Raw genomic sequence first — 22,453 nt, 5'->3', positions numbered from 1 at the left:
GCTGCCTCCCTCAAGAAAGGAACCCGCGAATCTCGGAAAGCAGCTGGCGCGGACTGAATGGCTTGGCAATGTAACCATCGCACCCAGCAGCAAGGGCTTTCGCCTCGTCGCCCGACAGCGCGTAGGAGGTGACCGCGATAATCGGAATGTGCCGCAGCGCCGGGTCGGCCTTGATGCGGCGGGTCGCTTCATACCCGTCGATCACCGGGAGCTGAATGTCCATAAGGATCAGGTCTGGCCTGTGCGCTCCCGCTGCAGCGATGCCGGCGGCGCCGTCCGCCGCCTCGATCAGTTCGTATTCGGTGGTGGCAATGAGATCGCGGATGATCTGGCGGTTGTCCTCGGTGTCTTCCACCATAAGGATTCGTTTGCTCATGCGGCCCTCACGTCCTCATTCACCCAGATTGGTACCTTGAGACGGAATGTCGACCCTGACCCGATCACGGACTCGACGTCTATGGTTCCGCCATGCATTTCGACGATGCGCTTCGAGATCGCCAGGCCAAGACCTGTGCCACCCTTCTGCCTGGTGCTGCTGTTGTCGACCTGCTGGAATTCTTCGAAGATGAGAGCCTGGTCCTTGGACGCGATGCCGGGACCGGTGTCTCGGACGGTGATCTCGAAGTGCCCGTCGACCGCATCGGCAAGAATGTCGACCGCACCCGTTTCGGTGAACTTGACGGCATTGCCTACAAGATTGAGCAGGACCTGCGTCAAACGGCGCTCGTCCCCGCGGCCGAATGGAAGGTTCTCGGCAACAGTCGTTGAAAGCTCAAGACCCTTCGCTCGTGCCAGCGGTTCGACAGCCGTAACGGTCGATCGAACAATCTGCGCGATGGAGTAGTCCTCGATCGCCAGCGTGAGCTGGCCGGCTTCGATCTTGGAAAGGTCGAGTACGTCATTGATGAGCCCGAGGAGGTGACGGCCGTTCGCCTGCACGCGCGCGACGGTCGTCTTTGCCTTGTCCGGGAGTTCGCCGTAGATGCCGTCGACCAGCAGTTCTGTGAAGCCCAAGACCGAATTGAGCGGTGTCCTGAGCTCGTGGCTCATATTCGCGAGGAACTGGGACTTGTGGCGGCTAGCTGCCTCCAGCTCCCGGCCTTTCTCCTCGATCTCGCTGAACAGCTTGGCATTCTGGATCGCGAGCACCGATTGGGCAGCGAAGGTCTCCAGCAGGTGGACAACTTGCTCATGGAAGGCACCTGGCTTGTGGCGCCTGACGACCAGTGCACCGACGATCTTGTTGGGCCTCAGCAGCGGAACGATCAGGATACCGCGATATCCGGCGTCGACGATCGTCTTTCTTACAAGGAAGGATGAGGTCTCCTCGCTGAGGTCGGGAAACTGCACCGGCATGCAGCGCCCGGGCGCGTCGCCGATCCCCATGTCGGCCAGCCCGATCGTCTGGTGCGAGACTGCGGCGATAAGCTCATCGCTCATACCGAAGTTTGCGCGCGGACGGAATTGCTGCCGCGTGCTGCTGAACACGTAGATGGTGCCAGCATCCGTCTCCGACAACTGGACCGCCTTGGCGACGATCGTTTTCAGCACGGTGTCGAGATCCAGCGTCGAATTGACCGCCTTGCTCACCTCACCAAGCGCCTCGAGCTCACCAACAGACGCGGCAAGCTCGCGCGTCCGTGACTGCACCGCCTCGAAGAGCCGCGCATTCTCGATGGCGATCACGGCCTGGTCGGCGAATGTCTCGACGAGCGCGATCTCCTTGGGATTGAAAGGTTGCGGCTCAACCCTCGTCATGACGAATACGCCAACGAGATCACCTTCCCGCAACAGCGGGGCAGCGAGGACGGTGCGGAATCCGCCTGCCTCAGCGATCAAGACAACGCGGTAGTCCGGATCAGCGGTCACGTCTTCGATTTGCACGATCCGCCGTTCTTCGATTACGCGCCCTACGGCGGAGCCTCGGCCTGCGGCAAGCTCTGGAAGTGGATTGGCGTCGACATAAGCACGGAAGCTGGGCGGGTAGCCATGCGTCGACACATAGCGGAATACGCCATCAAGCAACTGCACGATACCACCCTTGTCGGCACGGCAGAGCCTGACAGCCGATTCCACCAACGTATCGAGCACGACCTGCAGATCGAAGGTAGAGCGGCTGATGACCTTCAGAACGTCTGCAGTGGCTGTCTGCTGCTGAAGGGCTTCGTCGAGCTGCTGGGTGCGCGTCTCAATCTCCTGATACAGGCGCCCCAGCTGGTCGGAGGTCCGGTTGACGTTAGCGGCGAGCACTCCAAGTTCGTCGCGATTGGCGACGGCAACCTGTTGGGCGAAGTCGCCGGCCGCTATCTGGCTGAGACGCGTCTCGATCTTCTTGACCGGTTCGATCAACGACCAGGAGATGATGTAGCCGAGCCCCAACGCCAGCAGGATACTGCCCACCGCAAACGAGACCACGATCAGTCTGGACGTGCCGTACGCACCTTCGGTCGTTTCGATGGCCGCCACCATGTCGGCTTCGGCCATGTTGACCAGCTGGTTTGTCAGCCGCTCGAGGCGATCAGCCGACGGTATGATTTCATCAAGCTGAACCTTGCGCGCCTGCTCAGTACGGCCGGCGCGGACGAGTTCTGCCACGTGCGTCACGCCGGCCGTCAGCCGTTCGTACTCTTGCCTGACCTGGCCAAGCACTTCCACCTCGGCTTTGGCGACGAACTCCATGCGGTCGAGGTCGTAGCCGAACTGATTGAGCTGGCGCAGCGCCGCATCCAGCATCCGGTCGTCCTGAAGCAACAGGGCGGTGGAGATGCCGTAGAGCTGGCTGGTCGTATCGTGCTGTACCTGGCGGTAGGCCGCGATCCTGCGCTGCAGCTTGATCAGCTCGTTGGTCTGATCGTTGACCCCACTCAGCACCTGCAACCCGACGGCCCCGAGCACGATCAGCAGGCCGACGATCGACAGGAACGCGATCAAGAGCTTGGTCTGGACGCGCGCCGGCAGCCGGGCAACCCAGCCAACGAGCCGGTTCGTTATGCTATTTGGATTCGTCCAAGAGGCTGACAAGGTCATCCCGGAACTCCTCCAAGTCGAACCGGACGCCAAGATACTGTACTCGCAAGATGCCATTGGGGTCTACGAGCGACGTCAACAAGGTATGGTCGACATCTCCGTTCGCCGCCTTCTTCGCGATGACCCCGTATTTCCGTCCCACCTCATGGACGACCGCCGGATCGCCGGTAAGAAACGACCAGCCCTTCAGATCGGCGCCAAAATTCTGCGCATATTCCTTCAAAACATCGGGCGTGTCGCGCTCCGGGTCGACGGTGATCGAAACAAAGGCGATTTGGGGTCCGAACGCACTACCCAACTTTTCCTGCACGCTGGCCATATGGGCGGTCAGCATGGGGCAGACGTCGGTACAGTACGTATAGATGAAGGCGATGGCGACCACCTTGCCGCGGAAGTCGCGCAGCGACACCGGCTTGTGGTCCTGCGATATCAGCGTGAAATCCGGTGCAGCACCCATCATCGGCAGGCGCTCGCTGTTCCCAGCGTGCGCTGACGCTTCGTGCGCAGAGGTGTGCGCAGGCTCAGCGACGAGGGCGAGGAGCAGCAACGCGCGCGTCGGCCAGCGGCTCACGTCTTCATCTCGCGCTTGAGCTCCTTAAGGAAACGCCAGTCGGTGCCGCGGTCCAGAACCTCCTGTGGCCTCATCGTGACCGCATTTGTCTCCTGCATACGCAGCGCATAGAAACGCAGGGAATCCTCGGGGTCATATTCGCGCCATTTGTCGTAGCGTATGTCGGAACGGATAGCCTGAAGCGTGTAGTCGGTGGCGTAGCCTATATCGACCGCACTTTTCGCAACCGCTTCCGGATTGGTTATGCAGAGGTCCACGGCCTTGAGTAGGGAGCGCATGACTCGTTTAGTCGCCATCGGGTAACGTCCTGCGTAATCTGCGGTGCTCGCGAGCATGCAACAAAAATACTGCGACCATGGTTTGTCGATCGCCGTGCTGACAAGTACATGGCCGAGCTTTCGCTCGCGCGCCTGCTGGGGCGTGGGCGGTCCGCCGAGGAACGCATCGATCTTACCCTCCGCGAGGCTTTGAACCGCATCGGGGGTTACGAGAGTTTCGAAATCCTTTGCCGGATCAAGGCCAACATAGGAAGACATCACATTCAGCAACAGATACTGGATGGTGCTGCCATCCACTCCGACCGTCTTACCCTTCAGATCAGGGATGCCAACGACCCGATCGTTTGCGATCAGCTCAAGACAGCCGACATGCAAGCCGGTCAAGACTTTTATCGGCGCGCCTTTTGCGATGTTAAGCACATGCGCGAGCGGGTAGTTCCAGTCGAAGTCGATCTCGCCGTGGCCGATCCAGTCCGACGAATCCGGGCCGGTGCCCGAAGACACGAACTCAACGTCGGCCAAGCCTTCGGCATGCAGAAGCTCGGTGGCCGCATACATCGGCGATTGGCAGTCCGAGACCTTGGCGAACACCGGCAACCGGACTTTCGTCGTCTCTGGCGCCGGCTCGGTGAGCGCCAGCCTCGGGGCTGCGACTAATCCCGCGGCACCCGCCGCGATGCCGGCCATGAAGCGGCGGCGGTTCTGGATGATGTGCATGACGTTCTCCTCTTCAGCGGTCCTTCGCGCTGCGCCTTTCACGTCTTCAGTTCGCGCTTGATCTCTTCGAAGAAGTGGAAATCCGTCCCTTTGACGATGATCTCCTGCGGGCTCGACTTGATCATGCCCGTCTCCAGGAGGCGCAGCGCGTAGAAGCGCACCGAGTCTTCAGCATCGTATTCCCGCCACCTGTCGTGCCCGGTGTTCTGCAGAGTGGTCAGCGCAACGTCGTAGCTCGGCAGAAAGCCTCGATCAACCACCGCGCGGGCGGCCGATTTCGGGTTCGACACGCAGAATTCGACAGCCTGGAGGATGGCCCGCAGCACGCGCTTGGTGGCGACCGGATACTTATCGACATAGTCGGTCCGGCCGGCGAGCATGCAACAAAAATACTGCGACCAAGGACGGTCGATAAGATTGCTGAAGACCGTGTGACCTACCTTCTTGTTCCGAACCTCGGAGTATTGGCTGGTGTCTACCAGGAAGGCATCGACCTTGCCGTCGATGAAGTTCTGCATGAGCGAGCCGTTCTCCTGGACGCCTACGACCCACTCAACATCGTGGTTGGGATCGAGCCCGACATAGTTGATCAGCAGTTGGAGAAACACCTGCGGGTGGTCGTTCATCGCCCAGACCCCCACCCGCTTGCCCTTTAGGTCGGCAACGCTGTTGACGCGATCGTTCGCTCGCAACTCCCAGCAGCCGGAATGCACGCCGGCCAGGATCTTGACGGGCACCCCGGCCTCGACGCTGCGGATGTGCATCGGCGGCATGTTGAAGTCGAAGTCCGTCTCACCCGCTGCAATCCATTCGCTGCTGTCGAAGTACTTTTGATTACCTTGCACGTACTGGACATCGGTCATACCGCCGGCGCGGAGCAGTTCGCCAGCGAGGTAGAGCGACTCCCAGCAGTAGGCGCCTCCGACCCACCGGCCCAGCCGGACACTGGTCGTCTCGGGCTCCGGCTCGGCAAACGCCAATCTCGGGGTTGCGACAATTCCCACGGTGCCGGCTGCCAGGCCGGCCATGAAACGGCGTCGATTCTGAATGATCCGCATGTCACGCTTCCTCCCTGGGACAAAGCAGGCTCAGGTTTTCAACTCACGCTTCAGCTCCTCGATGAAGCGCCAGTCCGTTCCATCGGCGATGATCTGCTGTGGGCTCGACTTGATCATGCCCGTTTCGTGCATGCGCAGCGCATAGAAGCGCATCGAGGCTTCGGCATCGTAGTCCCGCCAGACGTCGTACCGCGTGTCGCTCAGCGTTTGCAGCGCGATTTCGTAGCTGGGGACGAAACCTCGATCGACCATCTGCGCTGCACTCCATGCGGGATCCGAAATGCATAGGTCGGCGCCCTTGACGATGGCTCTTAGCACGCGCTTGGTCGCCACCGGATATCTGTTCACGTAGTCCGCAGCGGCCGAAGTCATGCAGCAGAAGTACTGCGACCAAGGGCGGTCGAGGGTCGTGTTGAGGATCGTGTGGCCGATTTTCTTGGCGCGCAGTTGCTGCGTCTCCGGCGGCGTGAAGAGATATGCATCGAACTTCCCGTCGGCGAAGGCTTCCACCGGCTTGCTTTCCTGGACCCATTCGATATCGTTGACGGGGTCCAGTCCGATATAGGCGGCCATCAGGGCGACCAGCACGCGCGACGGCGCATCGATGTCGTGCATGCCCACCCGCTTGCCCTTGAGGTCCGGGATGCCTTGGATGCTGTCGTTGGCGATCAGCTCGAGGCACCCGGAGTGCAGACCGCCAAGCACCCTGATTGGCACGCCGGCGTCGATCGACGCGACATGGACCGGCGCGTAGTTCATGCTGAAATCCGTGTCGCCGCGTGCAATCCACACCGCCTGATCGACTTTCTCGTCGCCCTGCACGTAGCGGACGTCGGTGAAGCCCTCCGCTTTGAGGAGCTCTCCGGCCAGGTACATCCCCGCCCAGCAGTAGGCACCATCGATCCACCGCGGCAAGCGGACGGAGGTCGTTTCAGGGGGTGCCTCGGCCCAAGCGTCAGTCGTTGCGCCGATGAGACCTGCAGCGCCTGCTGCCGCAGCACCGGCCAGGAAGCGGCGGCGGTTCTGGATGATCTGCATGGGGTTCTCCCTCCCATTGAAAATGGCACGAGGCTGGCTGACCCTCACGTCTTCAACTCGCGCTTCAACTCGTCAAGGAAACGCCAGTCAGTGCCGGTGGCGATGATCGTTTGCGGGCTCGACTTGATCATGCCCGTTTCGTGCATGCGCAGCGCGTAGAAGCGCATCGAGGCTTCGGCATCGTAATCCCGCCACCTGTCGTACCGGATGTCGTGCAGCGTTTGCAGCGCGTAGTCGTAGCTGGGCACGAACCCTCGATCGACCATCTGCTGCGCTACCAATGGCGGATCCGACGCGCAGAGGTCGGCGCCCTTGAGGATGGCCCTGAGCACGCGCTTTGTCGCCACCGGATGCCTGTCGACATAATCCGCAGTCGCGGAAATCATGCAGCAGAAATGCTGCGACCAGGGCAGGTCGGTGGTCGAGTTGAGGATCGTATGGCCTACTTTCCTGGAGCGAAGTTCCTGCGTGCGGGGCGGTTGGCCGAGGACTGCATCGTATTTTCCTTCGACGAAGCCTTCCGCAAAATTGTGTTCTTCGATGACCCATTCGATGTCGTTGACGGGATCGAGCCCAACATAGGCGGCCATCAGAGAAACCAACACGTATTGCGGCGAATCAAGCGTAAAGACCCCAACCCGCTTTCCCCGCAGGTCCGAGATGCCTTTGACGCTGTCGTTGGCGATCAGTTCGAGGCACCCGGAGTGCAGTCCGCTTAGTACCCTGATCGGCACTCCTGCATCGATCGACGCCAGATGAATCGGCACGTAGTTCACACTGAAATCCGTCTCGCCGTTTGCGATCCACGCCGAATGATCAACCTTCTTGTCGCCTTGCACATACCGGACATCGGTGAACCCCTCGGCGCGCAGCATTTCTCCGGCGATGTACAGGCCCGCCCAGCAATAGGCGCCGCCGATGTACCGCGGCAGGCGGACGGAAGTGGTCTCCAGCGGCGGCTCGGCCCGGGCTTGTGTTGCGGTGCCGATAATTCCTGCGGCGCCGACGGCCGCAGCGCCGGCTAGGAAATGACGGCGGTTCTGGATGATCTGCATGGGCTTCTTCTTCCCAAGGAAAAAGGCACAACGAGTCAGCCAGCTGCTCAGGTTTTCAGCTCACGCTTCAACTCGTCGAGGAAGTGCCAGTCCGTTCCGTTGGCGATGATCTGTTGCGGGCTCGATTTGATCATGCCCGTCTCCTGCATGCGCAGTGTGTAGAACCGCAGGGAGTCTTCAGGATCGAATTCCCGCCAGCGGTCGTAGCGGATATCCTTGAGCGTTTGGAGCGCGTAGTCATGCGACGGGACGAAATCACGATCGACCATCTGCTGCGCCACCCTTTCCGGATCCGACACGCAGAGATCGGCGGCCTTGAGGATGGATCGCAGGACCCGCTTGGTCGCCACCGGGTACCTGTTCACGTAGTCCGTGGTGGCGGAGATCATGCAGCAGAAATACTGTGACCATGGGCGGTCGACGGCATTGTTGAGGATCGTGTGGCCGATCTTCTTGGCGCGCAGCTCCTGCGGCTGGGGCGGCGTCCCAAGGAATGCGTCGATCTTCCCTTGGATGAAGAGTTCCGTGGGCTTGACGTCCTTAGTCAAGACCCATTGGATATCGTTCACGGGATCGAGCCCGACATACGCGGACATGAGCGTCAGCCACATGTGTCGCGAGTTGTTGAAACCATCCACGCCCACCCTCTTGCCCCGCAGATCCGTGACGCTGCGGATGCTCTCCTTGGCGATCAGTTCGAGGCATCCCGAGTGCAACCCGGTTAGCACCTTGATCGGCACGCCAGCGTCGATCGACGCGATCTGATTCGGCGGAAAGTTCACAGAGAAATCGGTCTCACCGCGTGCGATCCATTCCGATTGGTCGACGCTTCTGTCGGCTTCTACGTACCGAACGTCGGTGAAGCCATCTGCGCGCATCAGTTCTCCGGCGATGAACGCGCCTGCCCAGCAGTAGGAACCACCAACCCACCGCGGCAGACGAACCGTGGTCGTTTCCAACGGCGGTTCCGCGTGGAGTGACTCTGGAAGTCCGACGATACCGGCAGCGCCTGCCGTTGCAGCGCCGGCCAGGAATCGGCGGCGGGTTTGGATGATCTGCATCAGAACGCTCCTCTTCCGATTGGCAAAAGGCAATACTGGCCGGAACCGAGCAAAAGAGGTTCGGCAGAGGCAGAGCGCGACGAGTGGTTGTGGAACCTAGCGCGCCTAGTCCGATGCGGGAGTCTTGCGCTCTCAGTCGCCGGCCCATGTATTAGCAATCGACGATATACCGACGATACGCCCAATTTGCGTAGGTTGCGAGCGCAAAACTTACTACGCCAATCCGCGTCCGAAGAACGATAGCGGACGTTCAGCGGGTGGGGCCGGCCGCAGTAAACTCGAAGTGGCCATTCGCAACCGCGCAAACGGTCTCCCACTGACAGCGAGGTGCTGGCGGGACGCCAAAAGCCGCAATTCCGCTGTCGGCCACGCCGCGCCCGAGACCCTCGGATCGTTTCTCCAATGGCCAATATTGGCCGAAGGAGAATGACGATGGGCATTTCACAATACGATCCGGCAGCCAAGGGGCGGCCGGTATGGAACGCTGGTCGGCAGGTCGGAGCCAAGCGAGCCCCGAAGCCGCGGCAGATATGGGCAATCCGCTTCTTCCTCAATCGCGAAGGACGAATGAGGGATCATGCCTGCTTGACCTCGCGATCGACAGCAAGCTGCGGGGTTGCGACCTAGTGAAGATCAAGATCGGTATGCTTGTGGCGGGTCCGGAAATCCGGGCCCGCTTCAATGGTGGTTCAGCAGAAGACCGGCGACCGGTTCAGTTCGAGTATCACGTCAGATGCGCGAGCAAGTCTGTTGGCATGGCTTGAGAGACGTAGCGGAACAGTGGACGACTTCGCGTTTCCCAGTCGTGTTGATGCCGCCGCGCATTCGAGCACGAGCCAATATGCACGACTGGTGGATGAATGGGTGTCGGCGATCGGTCTGCGCCGAGAAGAGTATGGCACGCACTCGCTTCGCCGCACCAAAGCCTCCATCATCTACAAGGCGACAGGCAATCTCCGTGCGGTGCAGATCCTGCTCGGCCACACCAAGATCGAGAACACGGTACGGTATCTCGGTGTGGATGTAGAAGATGCGCTCGCATTATCCGAGGCGACGGAGGCCTGACCACAAGCGGCTCCGCTCGACTGGTGGAGCCGCGATCGGCAATGCGCCGATGTCGGTCATCGGGCTCGCGTTCTTTGATTCCCCAAAGCGGACGCAGCAGCATGCGTCGCCAGGATAGTAATTGCGGACGCAGCTGTCACTGGTTCAGGCGAGGCGGCAAGTAGACGACCAAGGTCAGTCCGGAATACCGGCACGGCGCAGGAGCGTGACAATCTTATCGAGCACCTCCGCCTCCCTGTAGGGTTCCTAGCGACGAAAGACCTTGAGTGTGAAGCGCGGATGGGCCTGGCGCATTACCGCGATCGTCTCCGCGGCCGCATCAGGCTGGCCATCGGCCAGCCTGGCAAGTCGCAACATAAAACTGAGGAAATGAAGGTGTTTGGTACGCATCGGCGCCCTGAGCGTGAGGGCCACCAGCGCTCGTGGCCCACTTCAAGGGTCGTTTGCAGCCCATGATTTCTGCTGGGCCGCATACGGTCGGCCGTCACTCCGGCAACCCCGCGAACCGCATCTGCTTGATCCAGCGGTCGAGGCTTCCGGGTGCGGTCCAAATCTTGTCCCACTCCCTGCGTTCTTTACTGATGGATTCACTGGGAGTGTTCTGGAGGAAAACCGCAAGCGCTTCCTTTGCCTCTCGCTTGTTTCCTAGACAAGCGTGGATCCCCGCAAGCATGCGCTGTGCGCCGCTCGGGATCCTGGACATTTTCCGCATCGCAGCCAGCGCCGCCCCACAATCGTTCTTTTCCCAGAGCGCCCAGCCCATCTGCCAGTGAAACCAGTCAGGGTGGAAGGGATCGATGCCTTTGGCCTGCTCGATCCGATCGATCGCTTCGTCGGCGCGGCCAACATACAGCAGCACGTTCGTACTCATGACGAGGATATGCGAGTTGCTCGGGTTCAAGGCGATCGCCTGATCGTACTGGGCAAGGGCCTGCTCCACCTCTCCGCCTTCGGTGTGGGTGCTGGCGCGGACCTCATGCGCTTCAGCGTCATCAGGAGCGAGCAGGATGGCCTTGTCGGCGTATTCGGCAGCGAGTTTCAACGCCTCGTTCCGATTGTGTTCCTGTGAGTGCCACCCGAATACCGCGTCATTGCGATAGTACCAGGCCAGCCCGATATGGCCGAACTGGGAGTTCGGATCCGCTTCGATCGCATTGAGGCTGAACTGCCTTAACAGCTCGTTCCCCTCGGCTGAGATATCCTCTCCGATCTTGGCCCTCCCCATCAGGTAATAGCGGAGCGCGCTGACCTGAGCCGCATCGCTCTGTGGCAAGGGTCGCTCGATCCTTACTCCGACCCGATCCGCAAGCGTGCGGATGATTTCCTCCTGGACGACGAAAAGATGGCCAATCTCCCGGTTGTAGGAGTTGGCCCAGACATGTGATCCGTCATGCGCATTCAGCAACTGGGCGGACACTTTCAGCCGGTCTCCGATCTTCTGCTGGCTGCCTTCGAGCAGGTAGTCGACGCCGAGTTCATCTCCAATCTGTCTGGCGTCGATCAGCTTACCGCGGTACCTGAAGCTCGAGTTCCGGGCGATGACGGCATAAGTCTTGCTCCGCGCCAGCTCGGTGATGATCCCCTCGGCAACGGCATCGCTGAGATATCCCTTGTCCGCACCGGCACTCATGTCGTCGAAGGGAAGGATCGCAATCCTGGGCATGCCGCTCGAACGAACGGGAGCGGCTCGCCATGCTTCCGCGCCGTAGTATGCGCCGATCGCTGCCGCAAGGAGAGCGAGTGCAGCAAGAATGAAGCCGCGCTGCGATAATCGTGTCCTGGCACGTTCCGTGTCGGTTGCGGCGTTTGGGTCCGCCGCGTCCGATAGATCGGCGTTCAGTCGGTAGCCTCTCTTTGGGACGGTTTCCACCATCACGTGCGCGTCGTCCCCCAACGCGCGGCGGATATCGGCAATGCATTGAGTGAGGCTGTCGTCGGTCACGAAGGTCTCGGGCCAAACCGCCTGCATCAGCGCATCCTTGGAGACGATTTCGCCGGGTCGCGCCGCGAGCACCGAGAGCACCTCGGCGGACTGGCTGCGAAGATTGACCGCTTTGCCTTCGACGGTTCGGAGTTCTTTGCTTTTGGTCAGGAAGACAAAACCGCGGAACGTGATCGTTTCAGCAGATTTCAGGTCAATTTCAGGGGCCGTTCGGGACATTTCACCTTCCTGGCGCGCTTCCTAGTCTAGCCCATTCGGCCTTCGCCTCCAAGCGACCCCAGCAGCACCGGATGAAACGGAGGACGACATGAATCGCACCAAGCTCATCATCGCTCTGGCTCTTCTCTTGGCAGTGCCAACGGCTGCGAAAGCAGATCCTCAATCTCTAAATGCAACCGCGCATGTAATTTCTCTTGTATTTATCGATGGCCGCATCGATGAACGCCGAGAACAAAAATCTTTCGACACGATCAAAACCTGCCTCGCATGGAAGCACCAGGGGGAATTTCTTCCGCCGCAACCGGGTTCTTTTGCTTCTTTCACGTACTGTGAGCTAACTAACGTTGGTCCTGCTCGGACGGCCAGTATCTTCCAACTTACCCAGGAGGGTCAGTGAGGGCGATCCTCGACTGCCCCTGCCGCGCCGCCCGACGACGGCGACCCCGACGAACCGGACGACTTCCGCCCGCCGTGCCCGTGCTGCGGCGGCCGCATGATCGTCATCGAGCTGTTTGAACGGTGGAGGTAACCGCGCAGACCACCACACGGCTCCCGGTCGACCGGGAGCAGCACGCCATGACCCGGCATGGGATGGTTCAGCCTTCAGCTGCAGGCACTCAGCCTCCGGCAACGGATCGACGCACGTCCATGATGATCCTCGATGCTGAAGAGGTCGCGTCCAGCTGCCGACCAAGCCGACAACACCGCGCGGGGGCGCAACGAAGCGGTCTGTCCGCATTCACCCCAGCGCTTCCCGACGGCGGTCACGCCATCGCCGACGTCTGCCGAAATCCGAAATCCCCATAGCCATCGTCTGCGGCCCGCGGGTTCCTTCCTCGGGGACTTTCGTACGCCTGCCGGCGCCCGAAACTCTTCACGTGAGCCGAACGGCGGCTTTAACTGGTCCCGCGGCAATAACCGGACGGACAGCAAACGGCCCCGTGCCGCAGGCAAGATCGGTGAAGACGAAGCGTCCCGGCCCCTCGGCCATCGGACCCCGTGCAGCAGGCCATAGGGCCCCGCGATGGGCCATATATTGGCTTCGATGACTTTCTGGTTGGCCGCCAGCCCGTTGGCGAACAACTCGTGATCGGATGCCATTTGCCGCTCGGGCTTGGAAAGTTGACGTTCTCCCGCCCAATCCCATCCCATTGCCGGGCGCGTAGGTAACACGGATACTTCACCACTCCGAAATCACATGACACGCAGCCGCCGTCTCTGTCTGATCTTTGAACTTAAACATTTCATTGGAAAATAGCCGCAACCATCTTTCATCTTGCCGCGTATGGTCCGATCATCTGCCGGTGCAAGTTTGAGGACATGCAATGAAGAAGGTCGCAGCTCTCCTGGTACTTTCCCTTGTTACCATGCTGCCCGCCGTGGCAGCCGCGCAGTCCTACGTGCCGGAGCTTGGGCCATCGCCGCCGCAGGATGCTGTGCAGCTGTATCCCGGCGGTGTCGAGAAGGCGCTGGCCGCGCTGCCGGACATCGTCAAGAAAGTCAAGGAAGCATCCGACGTTCCCGGCTTCGCCGTGGCGGTGGTGCATGGCGGCAAGATGATCTTTGACGAGGGCTATGGCCTTCGCGACAACCGGGACGACACTTCTAAGGTCAGCAGCACCACCATTTTCCAGGTCGCCTCGGTGTCGAAGTCGATCTCGGCCACGGTGGCCGCGATCGCCATGACGAAGGACCACAGCTTCGACTGGGATACCCCGATTGGCAAGGTCTGGGACGGCTTTCGCCTCAATCTCGAGTATGTCTCGGGCAACGCCACCATCGGCGATTTCTTCGCCCATCGCTCGGGCCTGCCGATGGCGGCGGGCGACGAACTCGAGGATCTCGGCTTCCAGCGCAAGCAGATCGTCGGGAGCCTGTGGATGGTGCCGCTCGATCCCTTCCGCATCTCCTATCACTACGCCAATTTCGGCACGACGGTCGGCGCCGAGGCAGTGGCCCACGCCGAGAAACAGCCTTGGGAGCCGCTGGCCAAGAGCCTGTTGTTCGATCCGCTCGGCATGCGCTCGAGCAGCTATCGGCACGAGGACTTCATTGCCGCCGGCAAGAACCGCGCCCTGCTGCATGCGCGCGTGGCGGAGAATGTGTTCGAGCCGCTCTATGACCGCGACCCCGACCAGCAGGCGCCGGCGGGCGGCGTCTCCTCCAGCGTCCAGGATCTTGCCAAGTGGATGATCCTGCTGCTTGGCGACGGCACCTATAACGGCCAGCCCATGATCGACCCGAAGATCCTGCAGCCCGCCATCACACCGCAGAGCGTGACCTACCGCGGCGAGACGCCCGATACGCGGGCCAGCTCCTATGGCTATGGCTTCAATGTGGGGGTGAACGCCAATGGGCGCACCACCATGGGCCATTCCGGCGCCTTCCTGCTCGGCGCCGGCACCACCTTCCAGATCTTGCCCTCGGCCGATGTCGGCATCGTCGTGCTCACCAACGGCTCCCCCGTCGGCGCCGCCGAGGCGGTCGCCGCCAGCTTCATGGACATCGTGCAATATGGCCAGGTCACCCGCGACTGGTATCCCTACATCAAGCCGCGGTTCATGGCCTACTACAAGCCGGTGGGCGACCTCGCCGGCGAGGACAGGCCGACGAACCCCGCCAAGGCGCGCAGTCCATCCTTCTACGAGGGCCAATATACGAGCAACTATTTCGACACCGCCACCGTGCGGGCCGATGGCGACAAGCTGATACTCGAACTCGGCCCCAAGCCCATGCAGTTCACGCTCGAGCACTGGGACGGCGACACCTACGCCCTCACGCCCCGCGGAGAGAACGCGCCGACCGGCTCGCTGTCATCGGTGAAGTTCGTCGGTTCCCCCGGCGGCCTTCGCGCGCGGGTGATGACGGTGGACTATCTCAATGAGAACGGGTTGGGGCATTTTCAGAGGTAGGGGTGGGGGCGTCGGGTGCTTCATACACCCCATGCAGTCGAAAAGGCGAACCGGCCGTCTGCTAGGTGATGCCTGAGATGGCGGATTTGTGACGGTTCGCTTCCGGGCATGGAAATCAGGAAGCCGGCATTTGCTCGGGAGCTTCCGACAAGCTCCGTCGGCTTTGGCCAGCCGCTGATCCGAAGCAGACCGACGGCTCCAGGCCGCGAAACAGACCTTTGCCGAGCGGCGATCAGCTTGGCGCGATAACCTTACCCCTCCTTCGCTTTTCGGCGGCAGACATCGGCCTGCGCGAGGTGGGGCGTTCACTTGGAGGCGACTCCGGCGACGGCGAGTTTTGTTCCGTTCCGCCAAAGGGGGTTTGCTGGTGTGGATCTTGTTTTGGGGGTATTCTCGTCGTTGAAGGATGGGCCTAGTCGACTTCGATTGCGGTCGCTTTAGCTCGGCCGCTCCGCTCGGGAGGAGCCTCTGATTGCGATGGCGCGCTTTGCCCACCTTGCCCTTCTCGCCTTTGGATTGTTGCCTGGAATTGCGCTGGCTGGGAAGCCTTTCGTCCCGAGCTGGATCAAAAACGATCCGGCAGCGAAGACGGTGGCTATCGAGATTGTCGCCGATTGGAACCAAGTCGAGCGGTACCGCAGGGACAACAACCGGACCGACATTATCGACTTCAACGGCTACTGGGGCGGCAATCTCACGATCATCGTGCCAGAAGAATGGTCGGTCCAGATCGAGTTCATCAATGGCTCCTCGAATTTCAGGCACGGTCTGATGGTGACCAGGGTTTATGCTCCGTCAGAGATGCCAGTGAAGTTGGAGGCTGAGGATGCGATTTGGGGGGCGTACACCGCGCCGCTAGAGGGGATCAAAATTAATGAGAGGAGACAACTCAACTTTGTTGCCCAGCAGGCGGGGAACTATTTCCTCGCCTGTCCGAGACAAACGCACCTGATGGACGGACACTGGATCGGTTTCGAGGTGAGAGGCAATCTTGAGCGGGCCGGGGCAATCGTCCATGAAGACAAGTTTCCGCAGGAGCAGCCACCAGGACGCCCTTAGCGTTGCGCGAGCAACCAGCGCTATGGCTTCGTCGTGGAGATCATTGCAAATCCATGGCGGCTTACCTTGAAACTCGAAAGTCTGGCCGCGCCCGACCGGTTTAGAACTGCCCCCGGTTGCCAAGCCACCAGGTCCAAGCTGAAGCATCCAAACAAGCCTTTGGCGCAGCCGGAGCATCGGCGAGGGCTAATTTGGGCCTAGTGTCGAAGCGTCGGTGGAGCCGCCTTCCAAGCTTGATCCACAAGTCGCCTGTTGGCGCAGATGAGCCTACTTAGGCCGCTCCCGTGTGCGACCACTTTCCGCCCGATCGAGACTTAGAGCGCTCCCACGCGGAATAGTCCGAGCCGATGCGCCCGCCGGCTCGGTCGTGCCATTTCAAGACCCCGCGGTGCTTTTCCAGAGCGACTTTCGCCTATCGGAAGGAGTCGGGCGGATTCTCCCATAGCCGACAGTCCGCGTCCGGCCCCAATCAAGTCGTTTCGTAACCGGCAGCCGCTTGCGGGTAAGGTCCTGATAGGCGAAACTGATTGGAACCGGGAGGGTTTGCCACCTCGCCTCCGAGGTTGGCCGCCGACAGAGTGCTCCGAAATGGACCGCAAGCTCGCCGCCATCCTTGCTGCTGACGTTGTCGGATACTCTGCCATGATGGAGCGCGACGAGGCGGGTACGCATGAACGGGTGCGCGCCGATCATAAGGAACTTTTCGAACCGACAGTAGCGCGTCATCATGGCACTATCTTCAAGCTGATGGGCGACGGCCTGCTGGCGGAGTTTTCTTCTGTCGTCGAGGCGATGGAATGCGCGGTTTGGCTGCAACGTGGGCTGGCCGAGCGAAACGCCTCGTTGCCGAAAGACAAGCGCGTGGAAGTGCGCATCGGCGTCAATCTTGGCGAGGTGATTGTCGAGGGTGACGATCGGTTTGGCGAGGGCGTAAATATCGCGGCGCGACTAGAACAACTTGCCGAGCCTGGCGGCATCTGGGTGTCTGCAAAGGTCGCGCGCGAGGTTGAGAAGAAGCTGGCTTTCGGCTTTCAGTCGATGGGCCCGCAGAAGGTCAAGAACATCTCGGAGCCGGTGGAGGCCTATCGTGTCACGATCGGCGGCAAGGCTAGGCCCAGGCGCGCGAGCCGCAACCGCTCGCGGCTGCCAGCCGTGGCGAGCTTCCTGGTGCTGGTCTTAGCAGTCACAGCGGTCCTGGCGTGGTGGCAGTTCTATGGAACAAAGCGCGAGATAGACCGGGGTGGTATCCCGACCGTTGCGGTTCTGCCGTTCAAGAACATGAGCGGCGATCCGAAGCTGGAGTATTTCAGCGACGGCATGACAGACAATTTGATCTCGATGCTGGCAGGCGTCACCGAACTTAAGGTGCTCTCGCGTAGCTCTACCTTTGTCTACAAGGACAAGCCAACCGATGTCCGCCAGATCGGCCAACAGTTGAACGCGGCCTACGTGATCGAGGGCGGCATCTGGAAGGAGACGGAGCGGGTGCGGATCACCGCGCAGCTGATCGACGCGCGCACAGGCGAAAATCTCTGGGCGGAAAAGTTCGATCGCTCGGGAAGCGATCCCCTTGTGATTCAGGATGAGGCGATCGAACGCATCATTGGTACGCTCGGTGGCCAGCGCGGAAAAATGTACGATATCGAATACAAGAAGGTCTGGGAAAAGGACACACCGGATCTCGAAGAGTACGACTTCTTCCTTCGATCCAATTTCTTCTTTGGGCAGTTTACGCCCGAGAGCCTGGTAAAGGCGACGGACATAATTCTTGAGGGCCTGGCCAAATTTCCCGACTCGTCGCTGTTATCGTGCGGACTGGCTTGGGATCACGTCTTGGCGGCCAACCTCGGCTTTGACGAAAAGCCTGACGAACATTGGCGCATGGCGTCCGAACTGGAAGCAAAGGTTCTTCCGCGGGCCAACCTCGGACCCGACGCAAGAAAAAGCTGTTTGTGGTCAAACGTCTACGTCAGCGCTCATGAGGGCAACTTCGATCTGTCTCTGCGCAGGGCCGACGAGGTGATTGCGCTTTCGCCCGGAGACGCGTTTCTCATCGGCGACCTTTCATCAGCAGCCCGCTTCAGCGGCCTGACAGACAAGGCCATTGAGCGAGCAGAATACGGGCTCAGGAACGATCCAAACTTCGCCGATTACTATCTCGTGATGAAGGCAAATGCCCTGACGGATATCGAAAAGTACGCCGAATCTGCTGCACTGATCACGAAGGCGTCAGACTTCCTGCTCACCGTTCCGCTGCTACGTGCCATCAACGATGTCCATCTTGGAAAAACTGACGATGCACGCAGTGAAGTCCTCAAGGCGCTTGCCATGCAGCCGTGGCTTAAGGCCACGCGGTGGCGCGATATGACGTTCCATATCAATTCTGCAGTGATTGATCGACAGGTAGCCGACCTCGTCGCTGCGGGACTGCCAACGAAGTAGTTCGGTTGGAAGCCGGAGTACAGGCGAGCAGTATCCTTCCCCGCGTCGTTAGTTGCTTTCAGGATGCACCGCTTTGAATGTCAGCTTTGGACCTCCGCTGCTGAAAAGCTGCCAGTCCGCGTCCAGCCCCGAAACGGTCATTCTGGATGCCAATTTGCGTGAAGCGGTCCCGCATGGTGCAGGGTGGCGCAAGCATGGTTCAGTCGAAGAAGCCTGCATCCTCTTCCCGGAGATACTTCCTGGCTGCTTCGGCGTCGATATCGAGGCCCAGCCCCGGCGCTTCCAGCAGGTCCACCATGCTGTCCTTCACGATCTGCGACGGCAGGCCGATTACGAGGTCCTCCCACCAGGGGTCGGAGGCGCTCGGGTATTCGAAGGCAATGAAGTTGGCGGGCAGGGTGGCGCAGACATTGATCAGCGCGCCGAGGCCGAGAAGGCCGTTCGCGGTGCCGTGCGGTGCCATCAGGATCGAGTGCATACAGGCGTGCTCGGCGACCCATTTGAGCTCGGCAATGCCGCCAATATCGGCCGGATCGGGGCCGATGACGCGCACCGCTTGCGTTTCGATCAGCTCCTTGAAATTGTGCCGCAGGTATATCTGCTCGCCGGTATGATTTGGCGTCGAGGTTGAGGTGGTCAGTTCCCGATAGGCCTGCGGATTGACCCACGGCACATAGTCGCCGGTCAGCATGTCCTCGAGCCACATCAAATTGTACTTCTCGACCGCGCGAGCGAACTTGATTGCATCGGGCAGCATCCAGCCCGGGCCGCAGTCGAGCGCCAGGCTGACCTTGTCGCCCAGCACTTCCTTCATCGCGATCACGCAGTCGAGCATGTGGTTGAAACCGCGCTCGCTGATCACGCCCTGATCCATGGCACCGTGATAGCCAGCCTTCTTCTGCGTCACGCCGTAATGGAAGCCCTCGATGGTGTCCTTCATGTTGGAGTGGAACGAGATCCCTTGCTTGATCATGAAGAAATTCTGCGGCTGCTCCATCATCCATTTCACGTCAGCGGCGTAATCCTCCGGCCGGTCCCCCGTTCGTTTCTGGCGGATCGAGCCGTTATAGACGCGCACCTTGTCGCGCACCTTGCCGCCGAGCAGTTTGTAGGCCGGCACGCCTGCGGCCTTGCCGGCTATGTCCCACAGCGCATGCTCGATAGCGCTTACCGCCGCGCCATAGGGCTTGAAAGAGCCGCGTTGGCGGATCTTCAGCATCACCCGCTCGACGTCGGTAGGGTCCTCGCCGATCAGCGCCTCACGGAAATGCAGCACCCAAGGCTTGAGATAGGTCTTGGTGAACTCGACTTCGCCAAGGCCATAGAGGCCCTCGTCGGTAACGATGCGGACGATGGGATGTTTGCCGATGACGGCGCAGCGGAGATCGGTAATCTTCATCTTCGGTTCTTTTCGCCTCAGCTCCAGATACGGTCCCAGGAATACTCATTGTCCCAGTGATCCGTGGGCTGCCAGATGCCGGTGACACCCGGCTGCAGATGCTGCGAGATCACCTCGTCGACGACGTCGTCAATCCCCAGGCCAGGTTTGTCCGGAACAGTGATAAAGCCGTCCTTCACGAGCGGCTTGGGAACGCCGGTGACGATATCGTCCCACCAGTCGACATCGGCAGAGTGGTATTCGAGCGCCATGAAGTTTTCGGTCGCGGTCGCGACATGTGCCGCGGCCATTGCGGCGATCGGACTTTCGGCCATATGGATGGCCATTGCGACGCCGTGGTCCTGGGCCATGTCGCCGATCTTCTTGGTCTCGAGGATGCCCCCGCTGGTGAGCAGGTCCGGGTGGATAATGGAGAGGCCGCCGCTCTTGAGCAGAGGCTCGAAGCCTTCCTTAAGGTAGATGTCCTCGCCGGTGCAGATCGGCACCGTGGTGGCGGCCTGCAGTTGCCGGAACTGCTCGGTGTACTGCCACGGGATCACATCCTCGAGCCAGGCCGGCACGTATTTTTCAATCCGCCTGGCGAGCCGAATGCCGTTCTGCAGCGAGATGTGGCCGACATGGTCAATGGCGAGCGGAATATCCGTGCCGATAACATCGCGAACCTCGGCAATGTACTGTTCAAGCAGGTCGAGGCCCTTGTCGGAAAAGTGGAGGCCGGTAAACGGATGGGGGACGTTATGCAAATCGTAAGCGGCATTGCGGGCGCGCCGCTCCTCCATGGTCTTGACCGGGCCGCGGCCTGGATGGATGCGGTACCCTTCAAGTGAACCGGCAGGGGAGACGACCGCACCGGGTACATCCGCGATCTGCATCAGCCCCAGATCCATCTTGAGGAAGGTGAAGCCGAGCGCCATGCGCTGCTTGAGGCGCTTGCCGGTCTCGGTGCCGCTCGGCACGGTAGCGTCGGTGTCGCAATAGACGCGCACCTTCTCCCGAAACCGGCCGCCGAGCATCTGGTAGATGGGAACGCCATAGGCCTTGCCGGCGAGATCCCACAACGCGATCTCGACCGCCGAGACGCCACCGCCTTGCCGGCCATGGCCACCGAACTGCTTGATCCGGCGAAACAGGCGGTCGATGTCGCAAGGGTTCTCGCCAAGTAGCCGGCTCTTCAGCATCAGCGCGTAGGTGGCACTGGCGCCGTCGCGCACCTCGCCAAGCCCGACGATGCCCTGGTTGGTGTAAATCTTAAGCAGGGTTGAGGTGAACGGCGCGCCGACGATTTCGGCTACCCGCATGTCGGTGATGCGAAGCTGGGATGGCTTGGAGTTCGCGTTTACCCGATTGAGCGCTTCGTCGGCGCCACCTGTCTTTGCCATGACTTATCCTCGTTTTCGGCTTGTCGTCCCGCACCCTGGGCCGGCATAGAGTGTTGCTAGCCCAGCTCAATCTCGTGGGCCTGCAAGTAGTCGCGGTCCATCTCAATACCGAGACCAGGCTTCGACGTCAGCTTGAGGCTGCCGTTCGAAATGTCGAGTGGTCTGTCGATCAGGTGATCGTATTTGCCAAGGTTCCACTCCGATGTTTCGAGTTTGTAGAAGTTGGGAACGGTCATCATCACCTGCGCTCCCGCAACCACGTTGATCGGTCCCGCGGCGTCATGTGGCGAGACCGGCACGTAGTAGGCTTCGCACAGCGCGGAAATCTTCTTGAGTTCGGTAATGCCGCCGGTCCAGGTAACGTCGGGCATGATGTAGTCGGCGAGCCTGTTCTCGAGTACCGGCACGAAATCCCACTTCGTGTGGCCGCGCTCGCCCCACGAGATGGCGGTATTGACCTTCTCACGCACCTGCTTGAGGGCGTTAAGGCTCTCGGGCGGGCAGGGCTCCTCAAACCAGTCGATCTGGCCGGCCTCCTCGAGGCTTCGACAGAGGCGAATGGCGGTGGGGACGTCGAAGCGGCCGTGCGCATCGATGAGAATGTCGACATCGGGTCCTGCCGTTTCGCGGATCAGAGCCGTGAGTTCGGCGGCTTCGCGCTCGTCCTTGCGGGTCATGCTGCCATCGAGGTAGCCGTCTCGCTGTTCGCGGGGCAGGCCATCGGCGCTGCGGCCCTGGTGCGGGTAGGGATCGAACTTGAGCGCAGTGTGTCCGGACTCGACAATGTCTAGAATTTCGCGGACCACAGCCTCCTTGCTGGTGAATTTGGCCTGGTTGGGATGGGTGTAGAGCGCGATTTCATCGCGTACCGGCCCGCCAAGCAGCTCGTAAATCGGCTTGCCGAGGACTTTGCCCCGGATGTCCCAGAGGGCAATATCGATGGCGCTCACGCATTCGACGGCGGCGCCGCGGCTTCCCATGTAGGTGAAGCTGCGGAAGATCTTGTGCCAGAGATGCTCGATACGCGCCGGATCCTCGCCTGTCACGGCGACGCCGATCTGCCGCAGGATCGTGCAGAGAGCGCGGTTGGCGAGCCTTGTCGTGGTGGTGATCTCTCCCCAGCCACTCACTCCCTCGTCGGTCGTCACTTCGACGAACAGGAACTCTCCCCAGTAAGAAGCATCGGACTTGATCAGCCACGGCCGAATGCTCGTGATTTTCATCTCAACTG

The 22,453-nt window shown here is 60.7% G+C and carries 17 protein-coding genes and 1 pseudogene; 5 read left to right on the top strand and 13 right to left on the bottom strand.

All coding sequences use genetic code 11. The annotated features are described in order from the left end of the window. Positions 1–10: 10 nt before the first annotated feature. Genes NKJ55_RS06635 through NKJ55_RS06600 form a run of 8 tightly spaced genes read right to left on the bottom strand, consistent with a single transcriptional unit; the run spans position 11 to position 8,805 of the window. On the bottom strand, positions 11–376 hold the full coding sequence (locus tag NKJ55_RS06635) for a response regulator (protein WP_352449187.1): 366 nt from the start codon (positions 374–376) through the stop codon (positions 11–13). Beyond that, positions 373–3,027 (bottom strand): GAF domain-containing protein, encoded by a 2,655-nt coding sequence (locus tag NKJ55_RS06630; protein ID WP_352449186.1) that lies wholly within the window; start codon positions 3,025–3,027, stop codon positions 373–375. Before NKJ55_RS06630 ends, NKJ55_RS06635 begins: the two co-directional genes overlap by 4 nt. Further along, positions 2,993–3,598: an SCO family protein gene (locus tag NKJ55_RS06625; RefSeq protein ID WP_352449185.1), complete on the bottom strand. Its 606-nt coding sequence runs from the start codon at positions 3,596–3,598 to the stop codon at positions 2,993–2,995. The genes NKJ55_RS06630 and NKJ55_RS06625 overlap by 35 nt, the downstream gene beginning before the upstream one ends. Then, positions 3,595–4,593 carry an ABC transporter substrate-binding protein gene (locus tag NKJ55_RS06620; RefSeq protein WP_352449184.1) on the bottom strand — a complete coding sequence of 333 codons (999 nt, stop codon included), beginning with the start codon at positions 4,591–4,593 and terminating at the stop codon, positions 3,595–3,597. Before NKJ55_RS06620 ends, NKJ55_RS06625 begins: the two co-directional genes overlap by 4 nt. A gap of 38 nt (positions 4,594–4,631) precedes the next feature. Beyond that, positions 4,632–5,651: an ABC transporter substrate-binding protein gene (locus NKJ55_RS06615; protein WP_352449183.1), complete on the bottom strand. Its 1,020-nt coding sequence runs from the start codon at positions 5,649–5,651 to the stop codon at positions 4,632–4,634. A gap of 30 nt (positions 5,652–5,681) precedes the next feature. Beyond that, positions 5,682–6,689, bottom strand: a complete 1,008-nt coding sequence (locus NKJ55_RS06610; protein WP_352449182.1) for an ABC transporter substrate-binding protein — start codon at positions 6,687–6,689, stop codon at positions 5,682–5,684. 44 nt (positions 6,690–6,733) lie between these two features. Beyond that, positions 6,734–7,744 carry an ABC transporter substrate-binding protein gene (locus NKJ55_RS06605; RefSeq protein ID WP_352449181.1) on the bottom strand — a complete coding sequence of 337 codons (1,011 nt, stop codon included), beginning with the start codon at positions 7,742–7,744 and terminating at the stop codon, positions 6,734–6,736. A gap of 47 nt (positions 7,745–7,791) precedes the next feature. Then, positions 7,792–8,805 carry an ABC transporter substrate-binding protein gene (locus NKJ55_RS06600; RefSeq protein WP_352449180.1) on the bottom strand — a complete coding sequence of 338 codons (1,014 nt, stop codon included), beginning with the start codon at positions 8,803–8,805 and terminating at the stop codon, positions 7,792–7,794. 432 nt (positions 8,806–9,237) lie between these two features. Between NKJ55_RS06600 and NKJ55_RS06595 the strand changes: the two are divergent. Continuing rightward, positions 9,238–9,870: pseudogene (locus NKJ55_RS06595) on the top strand (tyrosine-type recombinase/integrase). 246 nt (positions 9,871–10,116) lie between these two features. On the opposite strand, the gene NKJ55_RS06590 reads toward NKJ55_RS06595, so the two are convergent. Both NKJ55_RS06590 and NKJ55_RS06585 read right to left on the bottom strand, forming a co-directional pair. Next, positions 10,117–10,284: a hypothetical protein gene (locus NKJ55_RS06590; RefSeq protein ID WP_352449179.1), complete on the bottom strand. Its 168-nt coding sequence runs from the start codon at positions 10,282–10,284 to the stop codon at positions 10,117–10,119. 70 nt (positions 10,285–10,354) lie between these two features. Further along, on the bottom strand, positions 10,355–12,031 hold the full coding sequence (locus tag NKJ55_RS06585) for a winged helix-turn-helix domain-containing tetratricopeptide repeat protein (protein WP_352449178.1): 1,677 nt from the start codon (positions 12,029–12,031) through the stop codon (positions 10,355–10,357). An 88-nt stretch (positions 12,032–12,119) separates the two neighbouring features. Between NKJ55_RS06585 and NKJ55_RS06580 the strand changes: the two genes are divergently transcribed. The 4 genes from NKJ55_RS06580 (at position 12,120) to NKJ55_RS06565 (ending at position 18,444) form a co-directional block, all read left to right on the top strand. Continuing rightward, entirely contained in the window at positions 12,120–12,428 is a 309-nt protein-coding gene (locus NKJ55_RS06580; protein ID WP_156937426.1) for a hypothetical protein, read from the top strand. 928 nt (positions 12,429–13,356) lie between these two features. Next, positions 13,357–14,943, top strand: a complete 1,587-nt coding sequence (locus NKJ55_RS06575; protein WP_352449177.1) for a serine hydrolase — start codon at positions 13,357–13,359, stop codon at positions 14,941–14,943. 477 nt (positions 14,944–15,420) lie between these two features. After that, the gene (locus NKJ55_RS06570) at positions 15,421–16,002 is read left to right on the top strand and encodes a sulfocyanin-like copper-binding protein (RefSeq protein ID WP_352449176.1); all 582 of its coding nucleotides are present in this window, start codon (positions 15,421–15,423) and stop codon (positions 16,000–16,002) included. 588 nt (positions 16,003–16,590) lie between these two features. Further along, a complete protein-coding gene (locus NKJ55_RS06565) occupies positions 16,591–18,444 on the top strand; it encodes an adenylate/guanylate cyclase domain-containing protein (RefSeq protein WP_352449175.1) in 1,854 nt (617 codons plus the stop codon). Between the two features lie 199 nt (positions 18,445–18,643). On the opposite strand, the gene NKJ55_RS06560 is transcribed toward NKJ55_RS06565, so the two are convergent. From NKJ55_RS06560 to NKJ55_RS06550, 3 genes are read right to left on the bottom strand one after another with little or no spacing between them, the layout of a single operon-like run. Further along, positions 18,644–19,843, bottom strand: coding sequence for a mandelate racemase/muconate lactonizing enzyme family protein (locus NKJ55_RS06560; protein ID WP_352449174.1), 1,200 nt, complete (start codon positions 19,841–19,843; stop codon positions 18,644–18,646). Positions 19,844–19,860: 17 nt separating this feature from the next. After that, entirely contained in the window at positions 19,861–21,222 is a 1,362-nt protein-coding gene (locus NKJ55_RS06555) for a mandelate racemase/muconate lactonizing enzyme family protein (RefSeq protein WP_352449173.1), read from the bottom strand. Positions 21,223–21,278: 56 nt separating this feature from the next. Then, positions 21,279–22,445, bottom strand: a complete 1,167-nt coding sequence (locus NKJ55_RS06550; protein WP_352449172.1) for a mandelate racemase/muconate lactonizing enzyme family protein — start codon at positions 22,443–22,445, stop codon at positions 21,279–21,281. Positions 22,446–22,453: the final 8 nt, after the last annotated feature.

Origin of the sequence: Mesorhizobium sp. M0106 (assembly GCF_040322715.1) — a bacterium.
Lineage (GTDB): Bacteria > Pseudomonadota > Alphaproteobacteria > Rhizobiales > Rhizobiaceae > Mesorhizobium.
Note: the sequence above shows the minus strand (reverse complement) of the source record. Positions and strands in the feature narration are given on the sequence as shown.